Origin of the sequence: Streptomyces sp. NBC_01689, assembly GCF_036250675.1 — a bacterium.
Taxonomy (GTDB): domain Bacteria; phylum Actinomycetota; class Actinomycetes; order Streptomycetales; family Streptomycetaceae; genus Streptomyces.
Genome location: NZ_CP109592.1, coordinates 6,949,267 through 6,973,701, shown reverse-complemented (window position 1 = coordinate 6,973,701; position 24,435 = coordinate 6,949,267). Strand labels below are relative to the sequence as shown.

The following is a 24,435-nucleotide window of genomic DNA, read 5'->3' as shown; positions in this document are numbered from 1 at the left end:
CATGGAAAGCAGCAGCACCACGGCAGGCGGCGGCCGCCGCGAGGTCACCCGGCAGAAGCTCTACGAAGCGGCCGTCACCCTCATCGCGGAACAGGGCTTCTCCGCCACCACCGTGGACGAGATCGCAGAACGCGCCGGGGTCGCCAAGGGCACCGTCTACTACAACTTCGCCAGCAAGGCCGTCCTCTTCGAGGAACTGCTGCGGCACGGCGTGGGACTCCTCACCGCCTCCCTGCGCGAGGCCGCGGAACGGACCGGCCGCGAGGGCGGCACGAGGGTCGACGCCCTGGACGCGATGATCCGGGCCGGGCTCGTCTTCATGGACCGCTATCCGGCCTTCACCCAGCTGTACGTGGCCGAGGTCTGGCGCACCAACCGGGCCTGGCAGTCCACGCTCATGGTGGTCCGGCGGGAGGCCGTCGCGGTCGTCGAGGACGTGCTGCGCGCGGGGGTCGCGGGCGGTGAGCTCAGCGACGAGATCGACATCCCGCTGACCGCGGCCGCTCTGGTCGGCATGGTCCTGGTGGCCGCCCTGGACTGGCAGGCCTTCCAGCCCGAACGGTCCCTGGACGACGTCCACGCGGCCCTCTCACGGCTGCTCCAGGGACGGGTGAGCGGCAGCTAGGACGTCCTGCGCGCGGGGGTCGCGGGCCGTCGCGGACGGATCCGCGCGAGAGCGCCGGTCCGAGGCGGCCACGTCCCCCGCGGACCCTTCGGACCGGCGCACTCGCCGTACTCCCCCGTGTTCCCCGTCGGGGCCCGTCCGGTCGTCCCCCGGGTCCCCCGTGCCTCACTTCCGCCGACCGGGCCGGCGGAAGGAGCGGCCAAGGGCGCGGGAACCGTTCCGCCGCCCCGTGCCGGCGGTACCGGAGCCGCGCCCCCTTCCGTGCCCCCACTCTCCCGTTCCCGGGGGCCGGGCCCCATCCGCGCGGGTACTCATCCCCGTCACCGGGTACGGATACCTACCCGTGGGCGCTCATGCCCAGGACGGACTGCCGTCGACTGGTTACGATCGCTGCCGTGTCCGTACTCCCCCTGGTCTTCACCAGCGGCTGGGCCAGCGGCATCAACGCGTACGCGGTGGTGCTGCTGCTCGGCGTCTTCGGCGCGACCGGCCTGAGCGACGACGTCCCCGCCGCCCTGCAGCGCCCCGACGTCCTCATCGCGGCGGGCGTCCTCTTCCTGTGCGAGGCGGTCGCCGACAAGATCCCCTACGTGGACACCGTGTGGGACTCGGTGCACACCGTGATCCGGCCGGTGGCGGGGGCCGTGGTCGGTGCGCTGCTCGCGGGGCACAGCGGGTCGCTCCCCGATCTGGCGGCGGGCGCGATCGGCGGGTCCACCGCGCTGGCCAGCCACGCGGTCAAGGCCGGGACCCGGATGGCGATCAACACCTCCCCCGAGCCGTTCACCAACGTCGGGATGAGTCTCGCGGAGGACCTCGGGGTCGCCGGGATCCTGACGTTCGCGATGTTCCACCCCGTGGCCGCGGCGGTCGTCGCCGCCGTACTCCTGCTCGCGGGGCTGCTGACCCTCGTCTTCCTGGTATCCCGGATCCGGCGGTTCCTGCGCCGCAGGGCCCAGCGCCGGGAGGAGCGACGGCTCGCCGCACACGTCGGCCCGCCACCCGGCTGACCTCACGAGAGGCCCCCGGCCGGGCCTGTCGGTGGTGGCCGATAAAGTCGCGGCATGGGACGGATCGCGGTGATCGGCGCCGGGACGGGCGCGATGGCGGCCGCCGCCCGGCTGGCCGTCGCGGGTCACCGGGTGGTGGTGTACGAGCGCGCGTCGACGTACGGCGGAGCGCTGGGCCGCTTCGAGCGCGACGGTTTCGCCTTCGACACGGGCCCCGGTCTGCTGCGGGTGCCCGCCGTCCTGCGCGATCTGTTCGTCAAGACCGGCAGGGAGCCGCTGGAGGCGTGTGTCGACCTGGTCCAGGTCGACCCGTCCGCGCACCACGTCTTCGCGGACGGCACCGAGGTCTCGCTGCCCAACGCCTCCCGCGCGGGTGTCGTCGCCGCCCTCGACCACGCGCTCGGGGCGGACGCGGGCGAGCGCTGGGGCGACTTCCTGGTGCGGGCCCGGGAGGCCTGGGACCGGACGCGGCGCCCCCTCCTGGAGGAGCCGTTGTGGCCGAACTGGCGGGTGCTGGCCGACCGTGAGCCCTATCCCGCCGTGCCGCGGCGAAGACTGCTGGGCACCCGCAGGGCCGGCACCCTCGCCGAGGTCGGCGCGTGGGAGCTGCGCGACCCGCGCCTCGCCGCCCTCCTGGAGAGCCACGCCCTCGCGTACGGGCTCGACCCGCGCGTCGCGCCGGCGAGCGCGGCGGTGCTTCCGTACATGGAGCACGCCTTCGGCACCTGGTACGTGCGCGGAGGAATGCGGGAGCTGGCACGCGCGATGTACGAACGGTGCCTGGCCCGCAAGGTGGAGTTCCGCTTCGGGACGGCGGTCCGGCGGATCGTGGAGAAGGACGGGCGGGCGGTGGGCGTCGAGCTCGGCGAGGACCCCTCGCCGGCGTCCGGCGCGGCGACGACCGCGGTCGAGGACGCGGACTTCGTGGTCGCCGGTGTCGCGCCCGGGATGCTGGAGCGCCTCCTCGCCGGGACGCCGCCGCACGGCGGCGACGAGCCCGCTCCGCAGCGGGGCGCGGCGAGCCGGCTGACCCTGCTGCTGGCGCTGCGCGGCGGGCGCCCGGCGGGGGTGGCGCACCGGACGGTGGTGCACACGGCCGACCGCGCGGAGGAGCTGGAGCGGCTCTTCGGCGGCCGGTCCGGACTCCCCGCCGCGCCCACGGTGACGGTCACGCGTCCGGACGACCCGGGTTCCGTGCCCGGCCCGGAGCACGAGGCGGTCACCGTGACGGTCACGGTGCCCGCGGGTCTGCGGGTGTCGGGGACGGACGTGGAGCGGGTGCTCGACGCCACCCGCCGTGCTGTGCCGGACGTACGCGAACGCCTGCTCTGGCACGAGGTCCGCACCCCGGCCGACATCGCGGAGGCGACGGGCGCCGAGGGGGGCGCGGTGCCCGCACCGGCGCTCGCGGCGGCGTCCGGCCGGCTGCTGCACCCGTCGAACGGCACCCGTGTGCCGGGGCTCTTCTCGGTCGGGGGCTGGACGCATCCCGGCGGCGGCCTTCCGCACGCGGGGATGTCGGGCGCGCTGGTCGCCGGGCTGATCGTGGAGGGGCCGGAGTTCCGGGGCTCGCAGTGACCGCGCGGGCCCCGCTGATCTCGTCCCCCGGGGCCGTCCAGGACGGCCCCTTCACGCTTCCGGAGCGCTCCCGCCACTGAGGAGGGCCGGGTCAGTACCGGTACTGCTCGTCGAACCCGGCGCCGTTCCCGTTGGCGTTCCCGTTGCCCTGGCCGTTGTCCTGGTACGGATACTGCTGCTCGGGCGGGAGCTCGCCGCCGTACTGGCCTTCCGTGCCGCGCTGCTGGGGGACCCAGACGCCGCCCGCCGGGGTCTCGGCACCGTAGCCGCCGGTGCCGTACTGGTCCTGGCCGTAGCCCTGCTGCGTGTACTGCTGGTCACCGCCGCCGTACGTCATGTCGTACGCGGCGCCGCTGTACGTCTGCGTGCCGATGTACGGGTCGGAGTAGGCCGGGTACTGCTGCTGGCCGTTGTCGTAGCCGTACTGCTGCTGGTCGTAGCCGGAGTAGCCGTCGTACGCGTACGCCTGCTGGTCCTGGGAGGGCGCGGCGGCGTAGGCCTGGTCGGGCTGCCCGGCGGCGGCCGCGTAGGCCGCGTCGCTGTAGACGCCGTACGAGCCGGTGTCGTCCGGGAGGGGCTGCGGCTCGTACACGGCGGTGCTGCCGGTCGCCGTGAGGTCGCCGGAGCCGGTCGGCATGAACCGGTCGGAGTGCGCGGGCGTGAAGACGTCGTCGTCGCGGGTGAAGTCGTCCTCGCCCTGCGGATACCGCGCGCCCTCGGTGGCCTCCTGCTCCGCCTCCGGGTCCGAGCCCTCCAGGGCCGGGTCCACGCGGTCCGGCTCGCCCCTGCGGCGCTTGCTCCGGCCCGAGCCCTTGGCCGGTTCCTGGTCCGGGTCCCTGTCGGCCGCCTGGCGGTTGCCCACCGCCCAGCCGGCCGCGAAGCCGCGACGGAACGACAGCGTGACGTACGTCTGGCCGACCGCGAAGGCGGCCGCGCCCAGCCCGACGACGATCACCGACGGGATCAGCACACCGAGGACCACACCGGCGAAGCCGACGAAGGCGAGCAGCCGGTAGCGCAGCCGCGCCTTGTACTGCAGCAGGACCTCACCGAGGAGCCACAGTGCGACGATGCCGAAAGCGATATAGAGGACCGTCAAGCCCATGTACGCCCCTCTCCCAGTGGCCGCTACGCAGTGTGTCGTACGTGGGTGCGACCGGTCTAGGCCTGCTGTGGGTGGTGCAGGCCCAGATTCTCGTAGATTTCCAGCGTCGCCGTGGAGTTGTTCAGCGTAATGAAGTGCAGTCCGGGGACGCCCTCGTCCAGCAGCTTCGCGCAGAACTCCGTCGCGAACTCGATGCCAATGGAGCGTACAGCCGCCGGATCGTCTTTGGCTGTGAGGATCCGCTCTTTCAGGACGTCCGGGAACGAAGCGTTACTGAGCTGGGGAAGCCGTTCCAGCATCTTCACACTTGTCACCGGCATGACCTCCGGGATGACCGGTGTCCCGCAGCCGGCCGCCGCGACCCGGTCGCGCAGGCGCAGGTACGACTCGGGCTGGAAGAACATCTGCGTGATCGCGTAGTCCGCGCCTGCCCGGCACTTGTCGACGAAGTGCGTGACGTCCGAGTCCCAGTCGGCGGAGCGAGGGTGCATCTCGGGGAAGGCGGCGACGCCCACGCAGAAGTCCCCGGACTCCTTGATGAGCCGGACGAGTTCGGCCGCGTAGGTCAGGCCCCGGGGGTGCGCCACCCACTCGCCCATGGGGTCTCCGGGCGGGTCGCCGCGGACCGCGAGCATGTTCCGGATACCCGCGTCCGCGTACTGGCCGATGATGTTGCGCAGCTCGGCCACGGAGTGGTTCACGGCGGTGAGGTGGGCCACCGGCGTGAGCGTGGTGTCGGCGACGATCTGCTCGGTCTCCCTGACCGTGCCGGCCCGGGTGGAACCGCCCGCGCCGTAGGTCACGGAGACGAAGTCGGGGGCCACGGCCTCGACCCTGCGCAGCGCGTTCCACAGGTTCCGCTCGCCCTTGGGGGTCTTCGGCGCGGAGAACTCGAACGAGTACGTCTTCTTGCCGGAGGCGAGCATGTCGCTCACGATGCGTGCGCGGTCAGTCCTGGTGGAGGCAGATCCGAGGGCCATACCCGCAGGTTAGCCAGGGGGCGGCGGTCCCCCAACCGAACCACGAAGAATTGTCCGAATCGTCGACTTCTTGTCCACCCCTCGGACAGAAGGGCGGTCAGGCGTGCCGCAGCCGCTTCGCGAACTCCGACGCCGCCGCCCCGGGGTCGTCCGCCTCGGTGATCGCGCGGACGACGACGACGCGGCGGGCGCCCGCCTCCAGCACCTCGTCGAGGTTGCCCAGGTCGACGCCGCCGATGGCGAACCAGGGCCGGCCGGTGCCCAGCGCGGCGGTGTGCCGGACCAGGTCGAGACCCGGTGCGTGCCGGCCGGGCTTGGTGGGGGTGGGCCAGCAGGGGCCGGTGCAGAAGTAGTCCACGCCCTCCTGGACGGCGGCGGCCGAGGCCTCCCGCGCCGCGTGGGTGGAACGGCCGATCAGGACCTCGTCGCCGAGGAGGGCGCGGGCCGCGGGGACGGGAAGGTCGCCCTGGCCCAGGTGGAGCACGTCGGCGCGGGCCGCGTGGGCGACGTCCGCCCGGTCGTTGACCGCGAGCAGCTTGCCGTGGCGGGCGCAGGCGTCCGCGAAGACCTGGAGGTGCTCCAGCTCCTCGGCCGCCTCCATGCCCTTGTCGCGCAGCTGCACGATGTCGACGCCGTTCGCCAGGACGGCGTCGAGGAACTCGGGGAGGTCCCCCTGGCGCGTGCGCGCGTCCGTGCAGAGGTAGACACGGGCGTCGGCGAGGCGGGCGGTGTTCTCGGGCATGCGTGGGTCCCCCGTGGCGCTGCGGCGCGTACGGACCAGGGCGGCCGCGGGCGTGGCCCCGGCCGGCCGTGGTCCGTACGCCGGACGTGGTGTCGGATCAGACGGCGAGCGCCTGGGCGCGGCGCTTCACCTCCGTGCCGCGATTCTCGCTCAGCGCCTGCGCGGGGGTGCCGGGCAGGGTCGGGTCGGGGGTGAAGAGCCACTCGAGCATCTCTTCGTCGGTGAAGCCGTCGTCCCGCAGGAGCGTCAGGGTGCCGGTGAGGCCCTTGACGACCTTGTCCTCGTCGATGAAAGCGGCGGGGACGTGCAGCGCGCGGTTCTCACCACGGCGTACGGCGATCAGCTGGCCTTCCTTGACCAGCTGCCGGACGCGCGTCACCTCGACGCCGAACTGTTCGGCGATGTCGGGGAGGGTGAGCCAGGCGGGGACGAGAGCATCGATCTTTGCGTCAATCTCGGTCACGGGACAAGCCTGCCATCCCGGACTGACACTCGGTACCCGAGCGCCCCCCGTCCCGCGTCAGAAGCGCGTGAATCCCGCGGATTTCCTCCCGGTCCGGGCACGCCGGAACGCCCGCGGGCCACCTGCCGGGCGGCTCGACGGGACTCCGCACGGCGAGCGCCCCGCCCGGTTCCACCACTCGGCCATCCGGGGCATCCAGGTCATCCGGGGCGTCCCGGGCATCCGGGGAACGGACGGCCGGGGCACCTCCCGCCCGCGCTTCCGCCCGTAGGCCCGTCCGCCCATGCCCGCCCGCCCGACGCCGGCCCGAAGGGATCCGGGGGGCCCGGCCCGGACACGACCTAGGCCAAGGCCTCCTTCAGGGGGCGGGACGGGTCGGAGAGGATCTCCGGGTCCAGTGTCACGCCCGCCTCGATCAGCCGGCGGCCCTGGGCCAGGTCGCGGGGGCGGCCCACCGCCAGGAGGGCGACGAGGCGGGAGTCGCGCAGCCAGCAGACCGTCCAGGCGGCGCCCGAGGAATCGCCTCGCCAGACGGTCGTGTCGGCGGGTACGTGGTGGCCCACGTACTGGACGAAACGGCCGAACTGCTCGGACCAGAAGTACGGGACCGGGTCGTAGGCCACCGGGGACTCGCCGATGATGTTGGCGGCCACCGTGCGCGGCCCCTGCAGCGCGTTGTCCCAGTGGTGGACGAGGAGGCGCTCCTCGTACCGGCCCGACGGGAAGGACGCGCAGTCGCCGACCGCGTAGACGTCCGGCAGGGAGGTGCGCAGGTGGCTGTCGGCCACGACCTCGCGGTGGGCCCCGAGCTCGATGCCCGAGCCCGCCAGCCAGGCGGTGGCCGGCCGGGCGCCGATGCCGACGACCACGGCTCCCGCGGGCACCCGGGACCCGTCGTCGAGCACCACGGCGCCGTGCTCGACGCGCTCCACGCGCGCGTGGGTGCGCAGCGAGGCCCCGCTGTCCGCGTACCAGGCCGCCATCGGCGCGGCCACTTCGGCGGGCAGCGCCCCCGCCAGCGGCCGGTCGGCGGCCTCGACGACCGTCACCGCGCAGCCGGCCTCACGCGCCGCCGTGGCGAACTCCGCGCCGATCCAGCCCGCCCCGACCACCACGATGTCGTGCTGCCGGGCGAGCACGGGACGGAGCCGTTCGGCGTCGTCCAGGGTGCGCAGGAGATGGACCCCGGGCATGTCCTCGGCGCCGGGGAGCTGGATCGGTTCCGCGCCGGTCGCCAGGACCAGGAGGTCGTAGCGCACCGGGCCCGCGGCGGTGTCCAGTTCGTGGTCGTCGGGGCGCAGGCCCAGGGCCTCGCAGCCAAGCCTGAGTTCGATGCCCAGCGCCTCGAAGTCGATGTCGAAGGCGGAGTGCTCGGCCTTGCCGAGCAGCACCGCCTTGGACAACGGCGGCCGGTCGTACGGCTGGTGCGGTTCGGCGCCGATCAGTGTCACGGCGCCGGTGAAGCCCTGTTCGCGCAGGGCGACCGCGGTCTGCACGCCGGCCATGCCCGCGCCCGCGATGACGACCCGGCGTTCCACGGCCCCCTGCGTCTGCCCCTGCGTCTGCTCGTTCACCTGATCACCATAGACAACTGACAATCCGTCAGTCAGCGGACGTGCTCGGTGAGCTGTTCCACGGAACGGGTCGGGTTCAGCCGGTCCGGCCGGTGTCCGGGTCCCGCGCCGGGGGTCCGGCCTGTTCCACCACGCTCGTCCCGCTGCCGGTCCGGGACTCCCATTCCCAGGTCTCCTCCAGCCGCAGCCGGCCGTCCGGGAGCTCCACCACGAGGGACACGCAGTGGCCCCCGGACGTGGTCCCGTCCTGCCCCAGCTGTACGTACCGGAAGTCGAGACGGTCGCCCTCCCGGGTGCCCACCAGACGGCCGTGGACGATGTCCCCGCCCGCGTACTCGGCCCAGATCACGCCGTCCTCCTCGTGGTACGTGAACCGGGTGCCGGTCCCCACCTGGCCCGGCGCCTGGTCGGCGACCGGGGCGAGGACGAGGCCGTCGAGCGAGCGGGCCATGGACGGAGGCTCCCTTACTGAGACATATGGCGGAGAGCTAGGGTGGTCACCGTAGAGCACTCGCGGGAGCCCGGACGCACCGGGCTGAGAGGGAGGCTGGCGGCCTCCGACCGTACGAACCTGATCCGGGTCATGCCGGCGAAGGGAGGGGCTGGACGCCCATGTCGCGTACACCGGCGGAGCGATCCGTCACGTCCGACGTCCTGGTGGTGGGGGGCGGCGTCATCGGCCTGGTCACCGCGTGGCGGGCCGCGCAGCGCGGCTTCAGTACGGCGGTCGTGGACCCGGAGCCGGGCGGCGGGGCCGCGCAGGTCGCCGCCGGGATGCTGGCGGCCGTCACCGAGCTGCACCACGGCGAGCAGACCCTGCTGGGCCTGAACCTCGCCTCCGCCCGCCGCTATCCGGACTTCGTCGCCGAGCTCACCGAGGCGACGGGCCAGGATCTCGGTTACCGCAGGTGCGGCACGCTGGCCGTCGCGCTGGACTCCGACGACCGCGCCCACCTGCGTGAACTGCACGCCCTGCAGAACCGTTCGGGGCTCGACTCGGAGTGGCTCAGCGGCCGCGAGTGCCGTCGGCTGGAGCCGATGCTCGCGCCCGGTGTCCGGGGTGGCCTGCGGGTAGACGGCGACCACCAGATCGACCCGCGCCGTCTGGCGAAGGCCCTGGTCATGGCCTGCGAGCGGGCCGGAGTGGTGTTCCACCGGACCTGGGCGGAGCGGCTGACGGTGGTCCGGGAGCGGGCCACCGGGGTCGTCACCTCGGCCGGCGAGCAGCAGTCGGCGGCACGGGTGGTGCTGGCCGCCGGTAGCCTGAGCGGACGCCTTGAGGGCCTGCCCGACGAGGTGCGGCCGCCCGTGCGGCCGGTGAAGGGGCAGGTGCTGCGGCTGACCGTGCCGAAGCGGTACGCACCGTTCCTGAGCCGCACCGTCCGCGCCGTGGTCCGCGGCAGCCAGGTCTATCTGGTGCCGCGCGAGAGCGGCGAGCTCGTCGTCGGCGCGACCAGCGAGGAGCTGGGCTGGGACACCACGGTGACCGCGGGCGGCGTGTACGAGCTGCTGCGCGACGCCCACGAGCTGGTTCCCGGGATCACCGAACTGCCGCTCACCGAGACCCGGGCGGGACTGCGCCCCGGCTCCCCGGACAACGCCCCGATGCTCGGCCCGACCGGGCTGGACGGACTGCTGCTGGCCACCGGCCACCACCGCAACGGCGTCCTGCTCACCCCGGTCACCGGGGACGTCATGGCGCACGTCCTCGCCTCGGGCGAGCTTCCCGAGGAAGCGCGCCCCTTCACCCCTCACCGGTTCAGCCTCACCCGCACGGAGCAGCCCGTATGAACATCCTCGTCAACGGCGAGCCCCGGCTCGTCGCCGCGGGCACCGCCCTCGACGTGCTCGTCACCACCCTCACCGCGGCGCCCTCCGGCGTCGCCGCCGCGCTGAACGAGACCGTCGTCCCGCGCACCCAGTGGTCGTCCACGTCCCTCTCCGAGGGCGACCGTGTCGAAGTCCTCACCGCCGTCCAAGGAGGCTGAGTCATGGCCGACGACCCGTTCGTCCTAGGGGGTACGTCCTTCTCGTCCCGGCTGATCATGGGGACGGGGGGTGCGCCCAGCCTCGACGTGCTGGAACGGTCGCTCGTGGCGTCCGGCACGGAACTCACGACGGTCGCGATGCGCCGGGTGGACACCGCGTCGCACGGCTCCGTCCTGTCCGTCCTCGACCGGCTCGGCATCCGGGTGCTGCCGAACACGGCGGGGTGCTTCACCGCGGGCGAGGCCGTGCTGACCGCGCGGCTCGCCCGCGAGGCGCTCGGCACCGACCTGGTGAAACTGGAGGTCATCGCCGACGAGCGCACCCTGCTGCCCGACCCCGTCGAGCTGCTCGACGCCGCGGAGACGCTGGTGGACGACGGGTTCACGGTGCTGCCGTACACGAACGACGACCCCGTGCTCGCGCGCAAGCTGGAGGACGTCGGGTGCGCGGCGGTCATGCCGCTGGGCTCGCCGATCGGATCCGGCCTGGGCATCCGCAACCCGCACAACTTCGAGCTCATCGTGGAGCACGCGCGCGTGCCGGTGATCCTGGACGCGGGGGCGGGCACGGCCTCGGACGCGGCGCTGGCGATGGAGCTGGGGTGTGCCGGGGTGATGCTCGCCTCGGCGGTGACCCGGGCGCAGGAGCCGGTGCTGATGGCCGAGGGCATGCGGCACGCCGTGGAGGCGGGCCGTCTCGCGCGGCGCGCGGGGCGGATCCCCAGGCGGTACTTCGCCACGGCGTCCTCGCCCACGGAGGGCCTGGCGCGGCTCGATCCCGAACGGCCCGCCTTCTAGGTCGTGGATCCGCTCCTCACGGGTGCCGCCCCGTCGTGGCCCGTGACAGCCGTTTCCGGCCGCCGCGGTGTACGGGGCGGGGCGCGGGCGCCGGTCGCAGGCCGGGGCGATCCGCCGTCACTCCTTCGGCGCGACATGCGTCACAGGTCGGCTGCAGTCCCGCCCCGGTACGGGCCACGACAGGAGGGCCGGCGGCGACGGCTCGTAGACTCGCCTGCGTGGATACGACCCTTCAGGACCCGCTTGTCGGGCAGATGCTCGACGGCCGCTATCGCGTCGACGCCCGGATCGCGGTCGGCGGGATGGCCACGGTCTACAGGGCCCTGGACACGCGTCTGGACCGCGTGCTCGCGCTCAAGGTGATGCACCCTGCGCTGGCCGCCGACGTCTCCTTCGTCGAACGGTTCATACGCGAGGCCAAGTCGGTGGCCCGGCTCGCCCACCCCAACGTGGTGCAGGTCTTCGACCAGGGGACGGACGAGTCGTACGTCTATCTGGCCATGGAGTACGTCGCGGGGTGCACCCTGCGCGACGTGCTGCGGGAGCGCGGGGCGCTCCAGCCGCGGGCCGCGCTGGACGTCCTGGAGCCGGTCCTCGCCGCGCTCGGCGCCGCGCACCGCGCCGGGTTCGTGCACCGGGACATGAAGCCGGAGAACGTCCTCATAGGGGACGACGGCCGGGTCAAGGTGGCGGATTTCGGCCTCGTCCGGGCGGTGGACACCGTCACGCAGACGACGGGGTCCGTCCTCGGCACGGTGTCGTATCTCGCACCCGAGCAGATCGAGCACGGCACCGCCGACACCCGCGTCGACGTGTACGCCTGCGGGGTCGTCCTCTACGAGATGCTCACCGGCGGCAAGCCGCACTCCGGCGACTCCCCCGCCCAGGTGCTCTACCAGCATCTGCACGCGGACGTGCCGCCGCCGTCCGCCGCCGTGCCGGGCATGCCCTTCGCGCTCGACCGGCTGGTCGCCGCCGCCACCGCCCGCGATCCCGGTCTGCGTCCGCACGACGCGGTGGCGCTGCTCGGCCAGGTGCTGGAGGCCCGGGCCGGACTCAGCGCCGAGCAGCTCGACGCCGTACCGCCGCAGGCCGTCACCGCGGGCCACGACAACGCGGAGGACCGTACGAGCGTGATCCCGCGGTCCCTGTCCGTGCCGCGCCTGCTGCCGGTGAACGACGACGAGGGGGCCGGGGCGGGCGGCGCCGACGAACTCAACCGGACCAGCAGGTTCGAGCAGACCGGTGTGTTCGCCTCGGAACCGCCCGTCCCGGCGCGGCGGCGCGGCTCGCGCTCCCGGCGCGGGACGATCGTGATCGTCACCGCGATCCTGCTGGCGCTCGGTGTCGGCGCGGGCGTCTGGTACATCAACTCGGGCCAGTTCACCAAGGTCCCGCTGCTGCTGGCGAAGACGGAGGCGCAGGCCAGGTCACGGATCGAGTCGGCGGGCCTAGACGTCGGGCCGGTGCGGCACGCGTACAGCGACACCGTGCAGCGGGGCACCGTGATCAGCAGTGATCCGCGGCCCGGCGCGCGCATCCGCGACCACGACTCCGTGTCGCTGACCGTCTCCGACGGGCCGAAGACGGTGCGGGTGCCCGACCTGAACGGCTTCACGCTGTCCAAGGCGAGGGACGCGCTGAAGGACGAGGGTCTCGCCGCGGGCATGATCACCCGGGAGTTCAGCGACGACGTGCTCAAGGGTTCGGTGATCCGTACCGACCCGCCCGCGGACACATCGCGGCACGCCGGTTCGGCCATCGCCCTCGTGGTCAGCAAGGGCAGTCCGGTGGAGATCCCGGACGTCACGGGGACGTCCGTCGAGGACGCCAGGGCCGAGCTCGAACAGGCGGGCCTCAAGGTGAGGACGGCCGCGCAGCGGGTCACCTCGGAGTTCGACCGGGGGCAGGTCGCCCGGCAGTCGCCGGAGGCCGGCGGCGAGGCGGCCACGGGCGACACCGTCACGCTGACGGTGTCCAAGGGTCCCGAGATGGTCCGGGTCCCGGACGTGGTCGGCGACAGCGTGGACGACGCGAAGAAGGCGCTGGAGGACGCCGGGTTCGAGGTCGACGAGGACCGCGGTCTGCTCGGGCTCTTCGGTGACCAGGTCAAGAGCCAGTCGGTGGACGGCGGGAAGACGGCGCCCAAGGGGTCGACGATCACCATCGAGATCCGCTGAGCCGGGCCGCGGTCCGCTGAGCCCGGCCGCGGCCGGCGGACCGGGGCCGGATGCCATGGGACGGGGGCGGATGCCACGGGGCCGGGCCCCGGATGCCACGGGGCGGGGGCCCTGCGGCACGGGGCCCCGCCGGACCACGAGGTCCGCCGACGGTGCGGTCCCGGGTGCGTGACACCCTGGAGGGTGTGACCAGCAAGCAGCTCCGCAACCCCGTCGGCGGCCATGTCCCCGTGGCGGGCGGCCTCAACTCCGTCGGTCTCGCCTACGCGCGCGAGATGGGCGCGGAGGCCGTCCAGGTCTTCGTCGCCAACCCGCGCGGCTGGGCGACGCCCGCCGGGAACCCGCGGCAGGACGAGGAGTTCCGCGCGGCCTGCGCGGCCGGCTCGATCCCCGCCTACGTGCACGCCCCGTACCTGATCAACTTCGGCTCGCACACCGAGGCGACGGCCGAGAGGTCGGTGGAGTCGCTGCGGCACTCGCTGCGCCGGGGCCGGGAGATCGGGGCGCTCGGCGTGGTGGTGCACACGGGCAGCGCCACCGGGGGACGGGACCGTGCGGTGGCCCTCGCGCAGGTGCGCCGGCATCTGCTGCCGCTGCTGGACGAGCTGACCCACGACGACGACCCGTGTCTCCTGCTGGAGTCGACCGCGGGGCAGGGTGCCTCCCTGTGCTCCCGCACCTGGGACTTCGGGCCGTACTTCGAGGCACTGGACGCCCATCCGAAACTGGGGGTCTGTCTGGACACGTGCCACATCTACGCGGCCGGCCACGACCTGACCGGCCCGGACGGGATGCACCGAACCCTGGATCTGCTGGTGGACACCGTCGGCGAGGGCCGGCTCGGGCTGATCCACGCCAACGACTCCAAGGACGTGGTCGGCGCCCACAAGGACCGCCACGAGAACATCGGCTCCGGTCACATCGGCGAGGACCCGTTCCGCGCCCTGATGACGCACCCCGCCACCGAGGGCGTACCGCTGATCATCGAGACGCCCGGCGGCAAGGAGGGCCACGCCGCCGACGTGGAGCGGCTGAAGAAGCTGCGCGACGGCTGAGCCCGCGGGTCCGCGCCCCGGAAGCGCCGCGCATCGGTCAGGAATACCCCTAGGGGGTATGTCGTTGAGGAGGGCGGTTCCGCTCGTACGGGAACCGTCACCTCACCTCGGGGGCTCCTCATGCGACACGACGACGACACCCACACCGGCTCCACGGCACCCGCGCACACCCACCCCCACACCCACGCCACGGGTGGGGTCACCTGGCCGACGGCCGCCCGGGCCACCCTGCACTGCCTCACCGGCTGCGCCCTCGGCGAGGTGCTCGGCATGGTGGCCGGCACCGCGCTCGGCTGGGGCAATGTGCCGACGATGATCCTGGCGATCACTCTCGCCTTCGCCCTCGGCTACTCGCTCACCCTGCGCGGAGTGCTCGGCGCAGGCGTGAACCTCAGGACCGCCCTCCGGGTCGCGCTCGCCGCCGACACCCTGTCCATCGCGGTGATGGAACTGATCGACAACGGCGTGATCGTGCTGTGGCCGGACGCGATGGACGCGCATCTCGACGAGACGCTGTTCTGGGGAGCGCTGGCCGTCTCCCTGACCCTCGCCTTCGTGGCGACCACCCCGGTCAACCGGTGGATGATCGGCCGCGGCAAGGGCCACGCCGTGGTGCACCGCTACCACCACTGAGACACCCGGCGGCGCGGTCCGGGTCAGAGCTCGGGGCCGTCCCCGGGCTCCTCCTGGTAGGAATAGCGCTGCTCACGCCACGGGTCGCCGATGTTGTGATAGCCGCGCTCCTCCCAGAAGCCCCGGCGGTCCGCCGTCATGTACTCGACGCCGCGGACCCACTTGGGGCCCTTCCAGGCATAGAGGTGCGGGACGACCAGACGGAGCGGGAACCCGTGCTCGGCGGTCAGCAGTTCACCGTCCTTGTGGGTGGCGAAGATCGCACGGTCGGAGGCGAAGTCGTCGAGGCGCAGGTTCGAGCTGAATCCGTACTCGGCCCAGACCATCACATGGGTGACGGCGGGCGAGGGCGGGGCGATCTCCAGGATGGTGCGCGCGGGGATGCCGCCCCATTCGGCCCCGAGCATGCTGAACTTCGTGACACAGTGCAGATCACCCGTGACCGAGGTGTACGGAAGGGCCGTGAACTCCTCGTGGGTCCAACAGCGCTTCTCGCCGTCGGCGGTGGCGCCGAAGACCCTGAACTCCCAGCGTTCGGGGCGGAACTTGGGTACGGGACCGTAGTGCGTGACGGGCCAGCCACGCTGCAGTCGCTGTCCCGGCGGAAGCTCCGACTGTGCCGCCGCTCCCGTTCCTCGCTCCACCGGCTGACCCATGACTCCATCCTGACAGACCCGGGACGGTGTCCATGACCAGCACAGCCCCTATTCGGGCAACTCCTACTAAGCATGCACTTACTGGACGGCCCGGGGCGCCGGTGCGAGGATGCGGCGCAACCTGCCCAGTTCCCCAGCTTGGAAGGAGCCTCTGCGATGCAGGGCGACCCCGAGGTCATCGAGTTCCTCAACGAGCAGCTCACCGGCGAGCTGACCGCGATCAACCAGTACTTCCTGCACGCGAAGATGCAGGAGAACTTCGGCTGGACGAAACTCGCGAAGTACACGCGGCACGAGTCCTTCGACGAGATGAAGCACGCGGAGGTACTCACCGACCGCATCCTCTTCCTGGAGGGCCTGCCCAACTACCAGCGGCTGTTCCACGTCCGGGTGGGCCAGACCGTCACGGAGATGTTCCAGGCCGACCGGCAGGTCGAGGTCGAGGCGATCGACCGCCTCAAGCGCGGGATCGAGGTGATGCGCAGCAAGGGCGACATCACCTCCGCGAACATCTTCGAGTCGATCCTCGAGGACGAGGAGCACCACATCGACTATCTGGACACCCAGCTGGAGCTGGTGGAGAAACTCGGTGAGGCGCTCTACATCGCGCAGCTGATCGAGCAGCCGGAGAGCTGACCCGGCGCGGAGCCGGTACGGAGACTAGGCGGCCTCGGCCGTCACCGCGGACACCGGGTGTCCCGCGAGACCGGAGAGCTCCGCGAGAGCCGGCCTGCCCTGCTCAGCGAGTTCGCGGCGCGGACACGCGCCGCGGCCCAGCAGGGACTGGATCTGACGGACGCACGACCCGCAGTCCGTGCCCGCCTTGCTCACCGACGCGATCTGGCGCGGGGTGCAGGCGCCGTCCTCCGCGTGCTTCTTCACCTGCGCCTCGGTGACACCGAAGCAGCTGCAGACGTACACGCGGATCACCTCCCGGACGGGGTCGACGGTCATGCCCTCCCGATGAACGGTGAGGCTAACCTAACCTTACCCGGCGCCCGGAGTCCGCAAAAGCGGGAAGGGGCGCGGATCGCATGTGATCCGCGCCCCACCGCACTCCGCCACGAGGGCGGGACGGACCTCGGTCCGCCACCGGTCCGCTACTGGTCCCGGTACATCTCGGCGACCAGGAAGGCCAGGTCGAGGGACTGGCTGCGGTTCAGCCGCGGGTCGCACGCCGTCTCGTAGCGCTGGTGCAGGTCGTCGACGAAGATCTCGTCACCACCGCCCACGCACTCGGTGACGTCGTCACCGGTGAGCTCGACGTGGATGCCGCCGGGGTGCGTGCCCAGACCCTTGTGGACCTCGAAGAAGCCCTTGACCTCGTCGAGCACGTCGTCGAAGCGGCGGGTCTTGTGGCCCGAGGCCGCCTCGAAGGTGTTGCCGTGCATCGGGTCGGTCACCCAGGCCACGGTGGCACCGGAGGCGCTGACCTTCTCCACCAGCTCGGGCAGCTTGTCGCGGACCTTGTCCGCGCCCATCCGCACGATGAAGGTGAGCCGGCCCGGCTCGCGCTCCGGGTCCAGGCGGTCGATGTACTGCAGCGCGTCCTCGGCCGTCGTCGTCGGACCCAGCTTGATGCCGATCGGGTTGCGGATCTTCGAGGCGAACTCGATGTGCGCGCCGTCCAGCTGCCGGGTGCGCTCACCGATCCACACCATGTGACCCGACACGTCGTACAGCTTGCCGGTGCGCGAGTCGACGCGGGTCAGCGCCGACTCGTAGTCGAGGAGCAGCGCCTCGTGGGACGCGTAGAACTCGACGGTCTTGAACTCCTCCGGGTCGGTGCCGCAGGCCCGCATGAAGTTCATCGCGTTGTCGATCTCGCGCGCCAGCTGCTCGTACCGCTGGCCCGAGGGGGACGAGCGCACGAAGTCCTGGTTCCAGGCGTGGACCTGGCGCAGGTCGGCGTAACCGCCGGTGGCGAAGGCGCGCACCAGGTTGAGGGTGGAGGCGGACGCGTTGTACATCCGCTTCAGCCGCTCGGGGTCCGGGACCCGGGCCTCCTCGTTGAAGTCGAAGCCGTTGACCGAGTCTCCCCGGTACGTCGGCAGGGTCACGCCGTCCCGGGTCTCGGTGCTCTTGGAGCGCGGCTTGGAGTACTGGCCGGCGATCCGGCCGACCTTCACCACCGGCACCGAGGCGGCGTACGTGAGGACCGCGCCCATCTGGAGCAGGGTCTTGAGCTTGTTGCGGATCTGGTCGGCCGACACCGCGTCGAAGGCCTCGGCGCAGTCGCCGCCCTGGAGGAGGAACGCCTCTCCCTTGGCGACGGATGCCATCCGGGCGCGCAGCTGGTCGCACTCGCCCGCGAAGACGAGCGGCGGATACGACTCGAGGTCCGCGATCACATCGCGCAGAGCCTCGGCATCGGGGTACTCGGGCTGCTGCGCCGCGGGCAGGTCTCGCCAGGTGTTGCCAGCGCTCGCGCTGGACTTAGCGTTCACGGTCACCTGCACAACACTACGGGGTCGCGCCCGGCGTCCCCTCCCGGTGCCCAGCGATTGAGACGTGTCACGCACCTGGCGAGACGGTCCGGCAGCCGGTGTGAGCTGCGGGTCGTCGGTCGTGGCGGGCGCGTCGCGGCCGGTGCGGCCCCGCTCGCGCCGTCCACAGTCTAGGGAGATCACTGGACCGGCGCGGGACCCGGACGTGTCGACGTCGAACGGACGTCCGAAGCCGGGGGCGGCGCGCGGACGTGTCGCGCTGTCGCCCGTCGCCCGGCTTCGGGTAGGGTGCGGCGCATGTTCGCGCACTCGCACCAGACCTGGTGGTGGACCGCTCATCCGGCGGCCCACTGACTGCGCGTACGCAAGACTTCGCGAAGGCCGCCCGAGGGGCGGCCTTCGGCGTTCTCCGGGGTCGTTCCTCTCCGATGCGAGAAGGAACAGGACCGATGAATCTGCTCGACCTGCTGGACGATCCCCGCCCGTTCGCCCTGCTGTGCCGCCGTACCCCGGGCCGCGCCACCGAGGACGGCGGCACGGTGGAGGTGCTGCGCGGGCCGGTGGCCGTGTACGGCCGGCTCGCCGATCTGCCCGACGAGTCCCTGGCGCTCGTGCCCTTCCGCCAGATCCGTGAACGCGGCTTCGACGTGCGCGACGACGGCACGCCGCTCGCGGCGCTGAGCCCCGAGGAGAGGCACGAGCTGCCGCTGGAGCAGGCGCTGGCCCAGCTGCCGGCCCACGACGTGCGCGTCGAGGGCGGCGGCTTCGACATCGGTGACGAGGAGTACGCCGGCATCGTCGGCCGCGTGCTGCGGGACGAGATCGGGCGCGGCGAAGGGGCGAACTTCGTCATCAGGCGCACCTACGAGGGGCGGATCCCGGGGTTCGGAAAGGCCGACGCGCTGGCTCTCTTCCGGCGGCTGCTGGTCGGCGAGCGGGGCGCGTACTGGACGTACGTCGTGCACACCGGGGAGCGGACGCTGGTCGGGGCGAGCCCCGAGGTGCACGTGCGGATGTCCGGCGGGACCGTCGTGATGAACCCGATCAGCGGCACCTACCGCTATCCCGCCGGGGGACCCTCCGCCGAGGGGCTGCTCGGCTTCCTCTCCGACGCCAAGGAGACCGAGGAGCTCTCCATGGTCGTGGACGAGGAACTCAAGATGATGTGCACGGTCGGTGACATGGGCGGGGTCGTGATCGGGCCGCGCCTCAAGGAGATGGCCCATCTCGCGCACACCGAGTACGAGTTGCGGGGCCGCTCCTCGCTCGACGCGCGCGAGGTCCTGAAGGAGACCATGTTCGCGGCGACCGTCACGGGGTCGCCGGTGCAGAACGCCTGCCGGGTGATCGAGCGGTACGAGCCGCTCGGGCCGGACGGCACCGGACGCGGCTACTACGCCGGGGCGCTGGCCCTGCTCGGGCGGGACGCGGGCGGCGCGCAGACCCTCGACTCCCCCATCCTGATCCGGACCGCCGACATCGACGCGGACGGACGGCTGCGGGTCCCCGTGGGCGCCACCCTGGTCCGGGGCTCGGACCCGGCGGGCGAGGTCGCCGAGACGCACGCGAAGGCGGCGGGGGTGCTGGCGGCGCTCGGGGTGGTGGAGCGGAGCCCGCGCGCTCCGGGCGCGCGCGGCCGGCTGGCCGACGATCCGCGGGTGCGGGCCGCGCTCGACGGCCGGCGGGCCTCGCTCGCGCCGTTCTGGCTGCGGATGCAGGAGCGGACCGACGCGCTGCGGGGTCATGCCCTCGTGGTGGACGGGGAGGACACCTTCACCGCGATACTCGCGCATGTGCTGCGGTCGTCGGGGCTGGAGGTGACCGTGCGGCGCTACGACGAGCCCGGGCTGCGGGAGTCGGTCCGCGCCCACGGGGGTCCGGTGGTGCTCGGTCCCGGCCCCGGTGACCCCTCCGACACGGACGACCCCAAGATGCGGTTCCTGCGCGGCCTCGCGTCCGAGGTGATCCGGGACCACCGGCACGGGGTCCTCGGCGTGTGCCTGGGCCACGAGCTGATCGCGGCGGAACTGGGCCTGGAGATCGTCCGCAAGGAGGTCCCGTACCAGGGCGCGCAGGCCACGGTCGACCTGTTCGGGCGGCCGGAGACCGTCGGCTTCTACAACAGCTTCGTGGCGCACTGCGACGAGGAGGCGTCGGCGGAGCTGGCGGCGCACGGTGTCGAGGTCGCCCGGAGCGGCACCGGGGAGGTGCACGCGCTGCGCGGGCCCGGGTTCGCGGGCGTCCAGTTCCATCCGGAGTCGGTGCTGACGCTGAACGGGACCGCCGTCGTACGGGAGCTGATCGTTCAGCTGCGCGGCACCAGGACGTTCTCCGAACGGCGGCCCGCGGTGTAGTCGAGGACGTCGCGGACCGTCGCGTCGGAGACCCTCGTCCCAGGAGCCGCTCACGCAAGAGGCCGCTCGTCACGAGAGCTGCTCGCACCGGCATCCGCTCATCCCCTGCACGGCTCCTGTCGGAGAGCGATCGCTGCAGGGGCTGAGCGTGCCGGACGCCGGACGCGCCGCCACGGGTGGGCGTGGCGGCGCGTGGACGGGCGGGCGGGCGGGTCAGCCGAAGAAGACGCCGACCTCCTCGTACAGCTTCGGGTCGACCGTCTTCAGCTTGGCCGTGGCCTCCGCGATCGGGACCCGCACGATGTCCGTCCCGCGCAGGGCGACCATCTTGCCGAAGTCGCCGTCCCGGACCGCCTCGATGGCGTGCAGGCCGAAACGGGTGGCGAGCCAGCGGTCGAAGGCGCTGGGGGTGCCGCCGCGCTGGACGTGGCCGAGGACCGTGGTGCGGGCCTCCTTGCCGGTCCGGCTCTCGATCTCCTTGGCCAGCCACTCGCCGACGCCGGAGAGCCGGACGTGCCCGAAGGAGTCGAGCGAGCCGTCCTTCAGGACCGCGTCGCCGTCCTTGGGCATGGCACCCTCGGCGACGACCACGATCGGGGCGTACGAGGCCTTGAACCGCGACGTGACCCAGGCGCAGACCTGGTCGACGTCGAAGCGCTGTTCGGGGATGAGGATGACGTTCGCGCCGCCCGCGAGCCCGGAGTGGATGGCGATCCATCCCGCGTGACGGCCCATCACCTCGACGACGAGGACGCGCATGTGCGACTCGGCGGTCGTGTGCAGGCGGTCGATCGCCTCCGTCGCGATGCCGACCGCGGTGTCGAAGCCGAAGGTGTAGTCGGTGGCGGACAGGTCGTTGTCGATGGTCTTCGGCACACCGATGACATGGATGCCGTACTCGTCGTGCAGGCGTGCGGCGACCCCGAGGGTGTCCTCGCCGCCGATCGCGACGAGCGCCTCGACCTCCTGCTTGGCGAGGTTCTCCTTGATGCGCCGGATGCCGTTCTCCTGCTTGAGCGGGTTCGTCCGCGAGGAGCCGAGGATGGTGCCGCCGCGGGGCAGGATGCCGCGGACGGCGGGGATGTCGAGCCGGACGGTGTCGTTCTCGAGAGGTCCGCGCCAGCCGTCCCGGAAGCCGACGAAGTCGTAGCCGTACTCCTGCACGCCCTTGCGGACGATGCCCCGGATGACGGCGTTGAGTCCGGGGCAGTCGCCGCCTCCGGTCAGTACTCCGACCCGCATGGAAAAGTCCCTTCGCCGCGATTGCCTGAGGGGACTCACGCTAATAGTGATCCAGGTCACTTCGTCATGGGGCGGAAGGGCAATTCCGTTGAAATGTGCGGGTGTTGATCACTCGTCATTCACTCGATGGTGGACAACACCGGGTTTACGCCTCGTCAAGACCACGTTCTATGGCATAGCGGACCAGCTCCACCCGGTTGTGCAGCTGGAGCTTGCCCAGGGTGTTCTGCACGTGGTTCTGGACCGTGCGGTGGGAGATGACCAGCCGCTCCGCGATCTGCTTGTAGCTCAGGCCCTTCGCCACCAGGCGCAGCACCTCCGTCTCCCGGTCGGTCAGCTGCGGGGCCTTGGGCTCGCCCGCGCCCGCGGCCGGCACCGGCTCGGAGGCGAGCCTGCGGTACTCACCGAGGACCAGACCCGCGAGGCCCGGGGTGAACACCGGGTCACCGGCCGCCGTCCGGCGCACCGCCTCGGTCAGCTCCTCCGTGGACGCCGACTTCAGCAGATAGCCGGTCGCCCCGGACTTCACCGCCTCCAGCACGTCCGCGTGCTCCCCGCTGGCCGACAGCACGAGGACGCGCAGCGCCGGGTCGGCTCCGACCAGTTCCTTGCAGACCTGGACACCGGGCTTGGCCGGCAGGTTCAGGTCCAGCACGAGAACGTCCGGGCCGGCCGCCCTGGCCCGCCGTACGGCCTGCTCACCGTCGCCCGCCGTGGCCACCACGGCGAAACCGGCCGCGGCGAGATCGCGGGCCACCGCGTCGCGCCACATGGGGTGGTCGTCCACCACCATGACCTTGATCGGGTCCTCGCCCACCTGCCGCTCCGCCTCCGTCATGTCCGCCGCTCCCCCTGTTCCGTCGTATCCGCCACGTCCGCCACGTCTGTCACGTCTGTCACGTCCGTCATCTCTGTGTCTGCCATGCCCGCCCCGTCCGTCCAGCTTTCGCCGTCAGGCCTTCGGTACCTTCAGCTCGACCTCCGTGCCCTGGCCCGGGACCGAGATCAGTTCGGCCGCGCCGCCCAGCTCGCGCAGCCGCCCGCGGATCGACAGGGCCACGCCGAGCCGCCCCTCCCCCTCGGCCTGGGCGAGCCGCCCCTCGGGGATGCCCGGGCCGTCGTCGCGCACGGTCACGATCACCGCGTCCGGCTCGTCCTCGACCAGGATCCAGGCACGGGCGCTCTCCCCGACGTGTCTGCGCACATTGTCCAGGGCGGCGCCGACGGCTGCGGCCAGCTCCCGGGCGGCCACCGCGGGCAACGGCACCGGGGCGCCCGGCTCGGAGAGGGTCACGCGCGCGGTGGCGTACCGGGCGAGCAGCACGCGCAGGTCGACGGGGCCCGCGTCGTCGTCGGGCTCCTCGACGGCCCGTACCACCGCGCCGAGCGCGGCGTCCTCGGACACCCGGGAGACGGGCAGCAGTCCGCCGGAGACCAGCGTGCGCAGTGCCACCTCCTGCTCGCCCGCCATCCGGCCCAGCTCCGCGGCCTCGCCGCCGAGGGCGCCGCCGCGCCGCTGCACCATGGCGAGGACCTGCAGGACCCCGTCGTGGATGTCACGGGCGAGGCGCTCGCGTTCTCGGGTGGCGGCCTCGATCTCCAGGGCGCGGGCGAGGGTGAGCTCGGAGGCGCGGGCGACCTCGACGACGTAGCCGATGGCGATGGACGCCACCCAGACGAGGATCACGTTGTGGACGGTGTCCCGGGTCGGGGCGCCGCGCTCGACCAGGTTGGCGGCCGCGACGAGCGTGGACGCGAAGGCCGCCCAGCGCCAGCCGCCCTTGATGGCGAAGGCCAGGACGGAGCCCGCGGTCCATATCGAGGGGAGCGTCGGCCCGCCGGTCACGATGCCGTGGTGGGTGACCGCGACCGGGGTGAGGAGGATGCCGGTGAGCGCCACGGCGAGGTCGGCGGCGAGGAACCGCTTGGTGCAGCTCGCCGCGTTCGCCACCCTGGGGAGGGTCGCGAGGGTCCAGACGAACAGGACGGCGTAGTAGCCGACGGCCACCCAGGGGCGGGCGAACCGATCGGTCGCGAACCCGAAGAGGCCGATCGCGTACAGCATCGTCAGCACGCGGTACGCGGTGAGCGCACGCCACAGCGGCTGCTCGACCGACATCCTCATGACTCTCTCGCGCTTGGCCATGCCCCCCGCCCCAACCGCCTCCGACGCGAGCGTCTAGGAGCCGCCCGCCCGTCCCTCTTCGGTCCCGGCCGCCTTCGCGGCCTCCTTCTGCGCCTGTTCCGCTTCCTTCTGCGCCTGCTTCTCGGCCTTCGCCGCGTCCGCGAGCTGCCGCTTGGCCGCGGTCGCGTAGATGTCGACGTACTCCTGGCCGGACAGCTTCATGATCTCGTACATGACCTCGTCGGTCACCGCGCGCAGCACGAAGCGGTCGTGCTCCATGCCGCTGTAGCGGCTGAAGTCGAGCGGCTCGCCGATGCGGATGCCCGGACGCATCAGCTTGGGCATCACCTTGCCCGGCGGCTGGATCTTCTCGGTGTCGATCATGGCGACCGGGATGACCGGGGCGCCGGTGGCGAGGGCCACCCGCGCGAGGCCGCCCGGTTTGCCGCGGTAGAGGCGTCCGTCGGGCGAACGCGTGCCCTCCGGGTAGATGCCGAACAGCTCACCCCGCTCGATGACGTCGATACCGCTCTTGACCGCCGCCTCGCCGGCGCCGCGCGCGCCGGAGCGGTCCACCGGGAGCTGCCCCACGCCCTTGAAGAACGCGGCGGTCATCCTGCCCTTGACGCCGGGCGTCGTGAAGTACTCCGCCTTCGCGATGAAGGTCACCTTGCGGTCGAGGACCGCGGGCAGGAAGAACGAGTCCGAGAAGGACAGATGATTGCTTGCCAGGATGGCGGGGCCCTCGGCGGGAATGTGCTCGAGGCCTTCCACCCAGGGCCTGAAGGCGAGCTTCAGCGGCCCTCCGATGGAAAACTTCATGGCGCCGTAGATCAACCGAATGCCTCCTGTGTCGTCGCTCAGACCTTATCCCGGAGGA

25 protein-coding genes and 1 riboswitch are annotated in these 24,435 nt (G+C 72.4%); of the genes, 12 read left to right on the top strand and 13 right to left on the bottom strand.

Going from position 1 to position 24,435, the window contains the following annotated elements; translation table 11 throughout:
• Position 1 precedes the first annotated feature (1 nt).
• From OG776_RS29775 to OG776_RS29765, 3 genes are all read left to right on the top strand, one after another.
• Positions 2-625 carry a TetR/AcrR family transcriptional regulator gene (locus tag OG776_RS29775; protein WP_329322805.1) on the top strand — a complete coding sequence of 208 codons (624 nt, stop codon included), beginning with the start codon at positions 2-4 and terminating at the stop codon, positions 623-625.
• Positions 626-1,020: 395 nt separating this feature from the next.
• Complete coding sequence (locus tag OG776_RS29770; protein WP_187285989.1) at positions 1,021-1,635, top strand: DUF4126 domain-containing protein; 615 nt, start codon at positions 1,021-1,023, stop codon at positions 1,633-1,635.
• Positions 1,636-1,689: 54 nt separating this feature from the next.
• Positions 1,690-3,213, top strand: coding sequence for a phytoene desaturase family protein (locus OG776_RS29765; protein WP_329326559.1), 1,524 nt, complete (start codon positions 1,690-1,692; stop codon positions 3,211-3,213).
• A gap of 91 nt (positions 3,214-3,304) precedes the next feature.
• On the opposite strand, the gene OG776_RS29760 is transcribed toward OG776_RS29765, so the two are convergent.
• From OG776_RS29760 to OG776_RS29735, 6 genes are all read right to left on the bottom strand, one after another.
• Positions 3,305-4,318, bottom strand: coding sequence for an SCO2102 family sporulation regulator (locus OG776_RS29760; RefSeq protein ID WP_148013585.1), 1,014 nt, complete (start codon positions 4,316-4,318; stop codon positions 3,305-3,307).
• Between the two features lie 56 nt (positions 4,319-4,374).
• Positions 4,375-5,298: a methylenetetrahydrofolate reductase [NAD(P)H] gene (gene metF / locus OG776_RS29755; protein ID WP_329322803.1), complete on the bottom strand. Its 924-nt coding sequence runs from the start codon at positions 5,296-5,298 to the stop codon at positions 4,375-4,377.
• A gap of 97 nt (positions 5,299-5,395) precedes the next feature.
• Positions 5,396-6,040, bottom strand: coding sequence for a thiamine phosphate synthase (thiE, locus tag OG776_RS29750; RefSeq protein WP_148013587.1), 645 nt, complete (start codon positions 6,038-6,040; stop codon positions 5,396-5,398).
• A 97-nt stretch (positions 6,041-6,137) separates the two neighbouring features.
• On the bottom strand, positions 6,138-6,503 hold the full coding sequence (locus tag OG776_RS29745; protein ID WP_148013588.1) for a helix-turn-helix domain-containing protein: 366 nt from the start codon (positions 6,501-6,503) through the stop codon (positions 6,138-6,140).
• Between the two features lie 341 nt (positions 6,504-6,844).
• Positions 6,845-8,077, bottom strand: a complete 1,233-nt coding sequence (locus OG776_RS29740; protein WP_329322802.1) for an NAD(P)/FAD-dependent oxidoreductase — start codon at positions 8,075-8,077, stop codon at positions 6,845-6,847.
• 76 nt (positions 8,078-8,153) lie between these two features.
• Positions 8,154-8,528: a hypothetical protein gene (locus OG776_RS29735; protein ID WP_148013589.1), complete on the bottom strand. Its 375-nt coding sequence runs from the start codon at positions 8,526-8,528 to the stop codon at positions 8,154-8,156.
• A 52-nt stretch (positions 8,529-8,580) separates the two neighbouring features.
• Positions 8,581-8,692, top strand: a riboswitch (TPP riboswitch).
• On the opposite strand from OG776_RS29735, the gene thiO reads away from it, so the two are divergent.
• From thiO to OG776_RS29705, 6 genes are all read left to right on the top strand, one after another.
• The gene (thiO, locus tag OG776_RS29730) at positions 8,690-9,868 is read left to right on the top strand and encodes a glycine oxidase ThiO (protein ID WP_329322801.1); all 1,179 of its coding nucleotides are present in this window, start codon (positions 8,690-8,692) and stop codon (positions 9,866-9,868) included. Its footprint overlaps the riboswitch before it by 3 nt.
• Positions 9,865-10,065: a sulfur carrier protein ThiS gene (thiS, locus tag OG776_RS29725; RefSeq protein WP_148013591.1), complete on the top strand. Its 201-nt coding sequence runs from the start codon at positions 9,865-9,867 to the stop codon at positions 10,063-10,065. Before thiO ends, thiS begins: the two co-directional genes overlap by 4 nt.
• A gap of 3 nt (positions 10,066-10,068) precedes the next feature.
• Positions 10,069-10,863: a thiazole synthase gene (locus OG776_RS29720; RefSeq protein WP_148013592.1), complete on the top strand. Its 795-nt coding sequence runs from the start codon at positions 10,069-10,071 to the stop codon at positions 10,861-10,863.
• 218 nt (positions 10,864-11,081) lie between these two features.
• Positions 11,082-13,043: a Stk1 family PASTA domain-containing Ser/Thr kinase gene (pknB, locus tag OG776_RS29715; RefSeq protein ID WP_187285990.1), complete on the top strand. Its 1,962-nt coding sequence runs from the start codon at positions 11,082-11,084 to the stop codon at positions 13,041-13,043.
• A 185-nt stretch (positions 13,044-13,228) separates the two neighbouring features.
• Entirely contained in the window at positions 13,229-14,098 is an 870-nt protein-coding gene (locus OG776_RS29710) for a deoxyribonuclease IV (protein ID WP_187285991.1), read from the top strand.
• Between the two features lie 120 nt (positions 14,099-14,218).
• Complete coding sequence (locus OG776_RS29705; RefSeq protein ID WP_329322800.1) at positions 14,219-14,731, top strand: DUF4396 domain-containing protein; 513 nt, start codon at positions 14,219-14,221, stop codon at positions 14,729-14,731.
• 23 nt (positions 14,732-14,754) lie between these two features.
• Here OG776_RS29705 and OG776_RS29700 read toward each other — a convergent pair whose 3' ends face one another.
• Positions 14,755-15,387 carry a sulfite oxidase-like oxidoreductase gene (locus OG776_RS29700; RefSeq protein ID WP_148013595.1) on the bottom strand — a complete coding sequence of 211 codons (633 nt, stop codon included), beginning with the start codon at positions 15,385-15,387 and terminating at the stop codon, positions 14,755-14,757.
• 156 nt (positions 15,388-15,543) lie between these two features.
• On the opposite strand from OG776_RS29700, the gene bfr reads away from it, so the two are divergent.
• Positions 15,544-16,023 (top strand): bacterioferritin, encoded by a 480-nt coding sequence (gene bfr / locus OG776_RS29695; protein ID WP_148013596.1) that lies wholly within the window; start codon positions 15,544-15,546, stop codon positions 16,021-16,023.
• 24 nt (positions 16,024-16,047) lie between these two features.
• Here bfr and OG776_RS29690 read toward each other — a convergent pair whose 3' ends face one another.
• Both OG776_RS29690 and OG776_RS29685 read right to left on the bottom strand, forming a co-directional pair.
• Positions 16,048-16,341, bottom strand: a complete 294-nt coding sequence (locus OG776_RS29690; protein WP_148013597.1) for a (2Fe-2S)-binding protein — start codon at positions 16,339-16,341, stop codon at positions 16,048-16,050.
• 146 nt (positions 16,342-16,487) lie between these two features.
• Positions 16,488-17,840 (bottom strand): class II 3-deoxy-7-phosphoheptulonate synthase, encoded by a 1,353-nt coding sequence (locus OG776_RS29685; protein WP_148013598.1) that lies wholly within the window; start codon positions 17,838-17,840, stop codon positions 16,488-16,490.
• Positions 17,841-18,131: 291 nt separating this feature from the next.
• Between OG776_RS29685 and OG776_RS42480 the strand changes: the two genes are divergently transcribed.
• Both OG776_RS42480 and OG776_RS29680 read left to right on the top strand, forming a co-directional pair.
• On the top strand, positions 18,132-18,188 hold the full coding sequence (locus OG776_RS42480; RefSeq protein ID WP_148014101.1) for a trp operon leader peptide: 57 nt from the start codon (positions 18,132-18,134) through the stop codon (positions 18,186-18,188).
• A gap of 95 nt (positions 18,189-18,283) precedes the next feature.
• Positions 18,284-20,188, top strand: a complete 1,905-nt coding sequence (locus tag OG776_RS29680) for an anthranilate synthase family protein (protein WP_329322799.1) — start codon at positions 18,284-18,286, stop codon at positions 20,186-20,188.
• A gap of 213 nt (positions 20,189-20,401) precedes the next feature.
• On the opposite strand, the gene OG776_RS29675 is transcribed toward OG776_RS29680, so the two are convergent.
• From OG776_RS29675 to OG776_RS29660, 4 genes are all read right to left on the bottom strand, one after another.
• A complete protein-coding gene (locus tag OG776_RS29675) occupies positions 20,402-21,430 on the bottom strand; it encodes a 6-phosphofructokinase (RefSeq protein ID WP_148013600.1) in 1,029 nt (342 codons plus the stop codon).
• Positions 21,431-21,575: 145 nt separating this feature from the next.
• A complete protein-coding gene (locus OG776_RS29670; protein ID WP_148013601.1) occupies positions 21,576-22,268 on the bottom strand; it encodes a response regulator in 693 nt (230 codons plus the stop codon).
• A gap of 114 nt (positions 22,269-22,382) precedes the next feature.
• A complete protein-coding gene (gene macS / locus OG776_RS29665) occupies positions 22,383-23,576 on the bottom strand; it encodes a MacS family sensor histidine kinase (RefSeq protein ID WP_148013602.1) in 1,194 nt (397 codons plus the stop codon).
• Between the two features lie 33 nt (positions 23,577-23,609).
• Positions 23,610-24,377 carry a lysophospholipid acyltransferase family protein gene (locus OG776_RS29660; RefSeq protein WP_329326557.1) on the bottom strand — a complete coding sequence of 256 codons (768 nt, stop codon included), beginning with the start codon at positions 24,375-24,377 and terminating at the stop codon, positions 23,610-23,612.
• Between the last annotated feature and the right edge of the window lie 58 nt (positions 24,378-24,435).

Bases quoted from the DNA above. Each gene is read 5' to 3' on its own strand.
- metF (WP_329322803.1), bottom strand. From the start codon at position 5,298: ATGGCCCTCGGATCTGCCTCCACCAGGACTGACCGCGCACGCATCGTG.
- OG776_RS29775 (WP_329322805.1), top strand. From the start codon at position 2: ATGGAAAGCAGCAGCACCACGGCAGGCGGCGGCCGCCGCGAGGTCACC.
- thiS (WP_148013591.1), top strand. From the start codon at position 9,865: ATGAACATCCTCGTCAACGGCGAGCCCCGGCTCGTCGCCGCGGGCACC.
- OG776_RS29720 (WP_148013592.1), top strand. From the start codon at position 10,069: ATGGCCGACGACCCGTTCGTCCTAGGGGGTACGTCCTTCTCGTCCCGG.
- OG776_RS29700 (WP_148013595.1), bottom strand. From the start codon at position 15,387: ATGGGTCAGCCGGTGGAGCGAGGAACGGGAGCGGCGGCACAGTCGGAG.
- thiE (WP_148013587.1), bottom strand. From the start codon at position 6,040: ATGCCCGAGAACACCGCCCGCCTCGCCGACGCCCGTGTCTACCTCTGC.
- OG776_RS29675 (WP_148013600.1), bottom strand. From the start codon at position 21,430: ATGCGGGTCGGAGTACTGACCGGAGGCGGCGACTGCCCCGGACTCAAC.
- bfr (WP_148013596.1), top strand. From the start codon at position 15,544: ATGCAGGGCGACCCCGAGGTCATCGAGTTCCTCAACGAGCAGCTCACC.
- OG776_RS29680 (WP_329322799.1), top strand. From the start codon at position 18,284: ATGAATCTGCTCGACCTGCTGGACGATCCCCGCCCGTTCGCCCTGCTG.
- OG776_RS29760 (WP_148013585.1), bottom strand. From the start codon at position 4,318: ATGGGCTTGACGGTCCTCTATATCGCTTTCGGCATCGTCGCACTGTGG.
- OG776_RS29735 (WP_148013589.1), bottom strand. From the start codon at position 8,528: ATGGCCCGCTCGCTCGACGGCCTCGTCCTCGCCCCGGTCGCCGACCAG.
- OG776_RS29705 (WP_329322800.1), top strand. From the start codon at position 14,219: ATGCGACACGACGACGACACCCACACCGGCTCCACGGCACCCGCGCAC.
- OG776_RS29690 (WP_148013597.1), bottom strand. From the start codon at position 16,341: ATGACCGTCGACCCCGTCCGGGAGGTGATCCGCGTGTACGTCTGCAGC.
- OG776_RS29660 (WP_329326557.1), bottom strand. From the start codon at position 24,377: ATGAAGTTTTCCATCGGAGGGCCGCTGAAGCTCGCCTTCAGGCCCTGG.
- OG776_RS29765 (WP_329326559.1), top strand. From the start codon at position 1,690: ATGGGACGGATCGCGGTGATCGGCGCCGGGACGGGCGCGATGGCGGCC.
- OG776_RS29670 (WP_148013601.1), bottom strand. From the start codon at position 22,268: ATGACGGAGGCGGAGCGGCAGGTGGGCGAGGACCCGATCAAGGTCATG.
- thiO (WP_329322801.1), top strand. From the start codon at position 8,690: ATGTCGCGTACACCGGCGGAGCGATCCGTCACGTCCGACGTCCTGGTG.
- macS (WP_148013602.1), bottom strand. From the start codon at position 23,576: ATGGCCAAGCGCGAGAGAGTCATGAGGATGTCGGTCGAGCAGCCGCTG.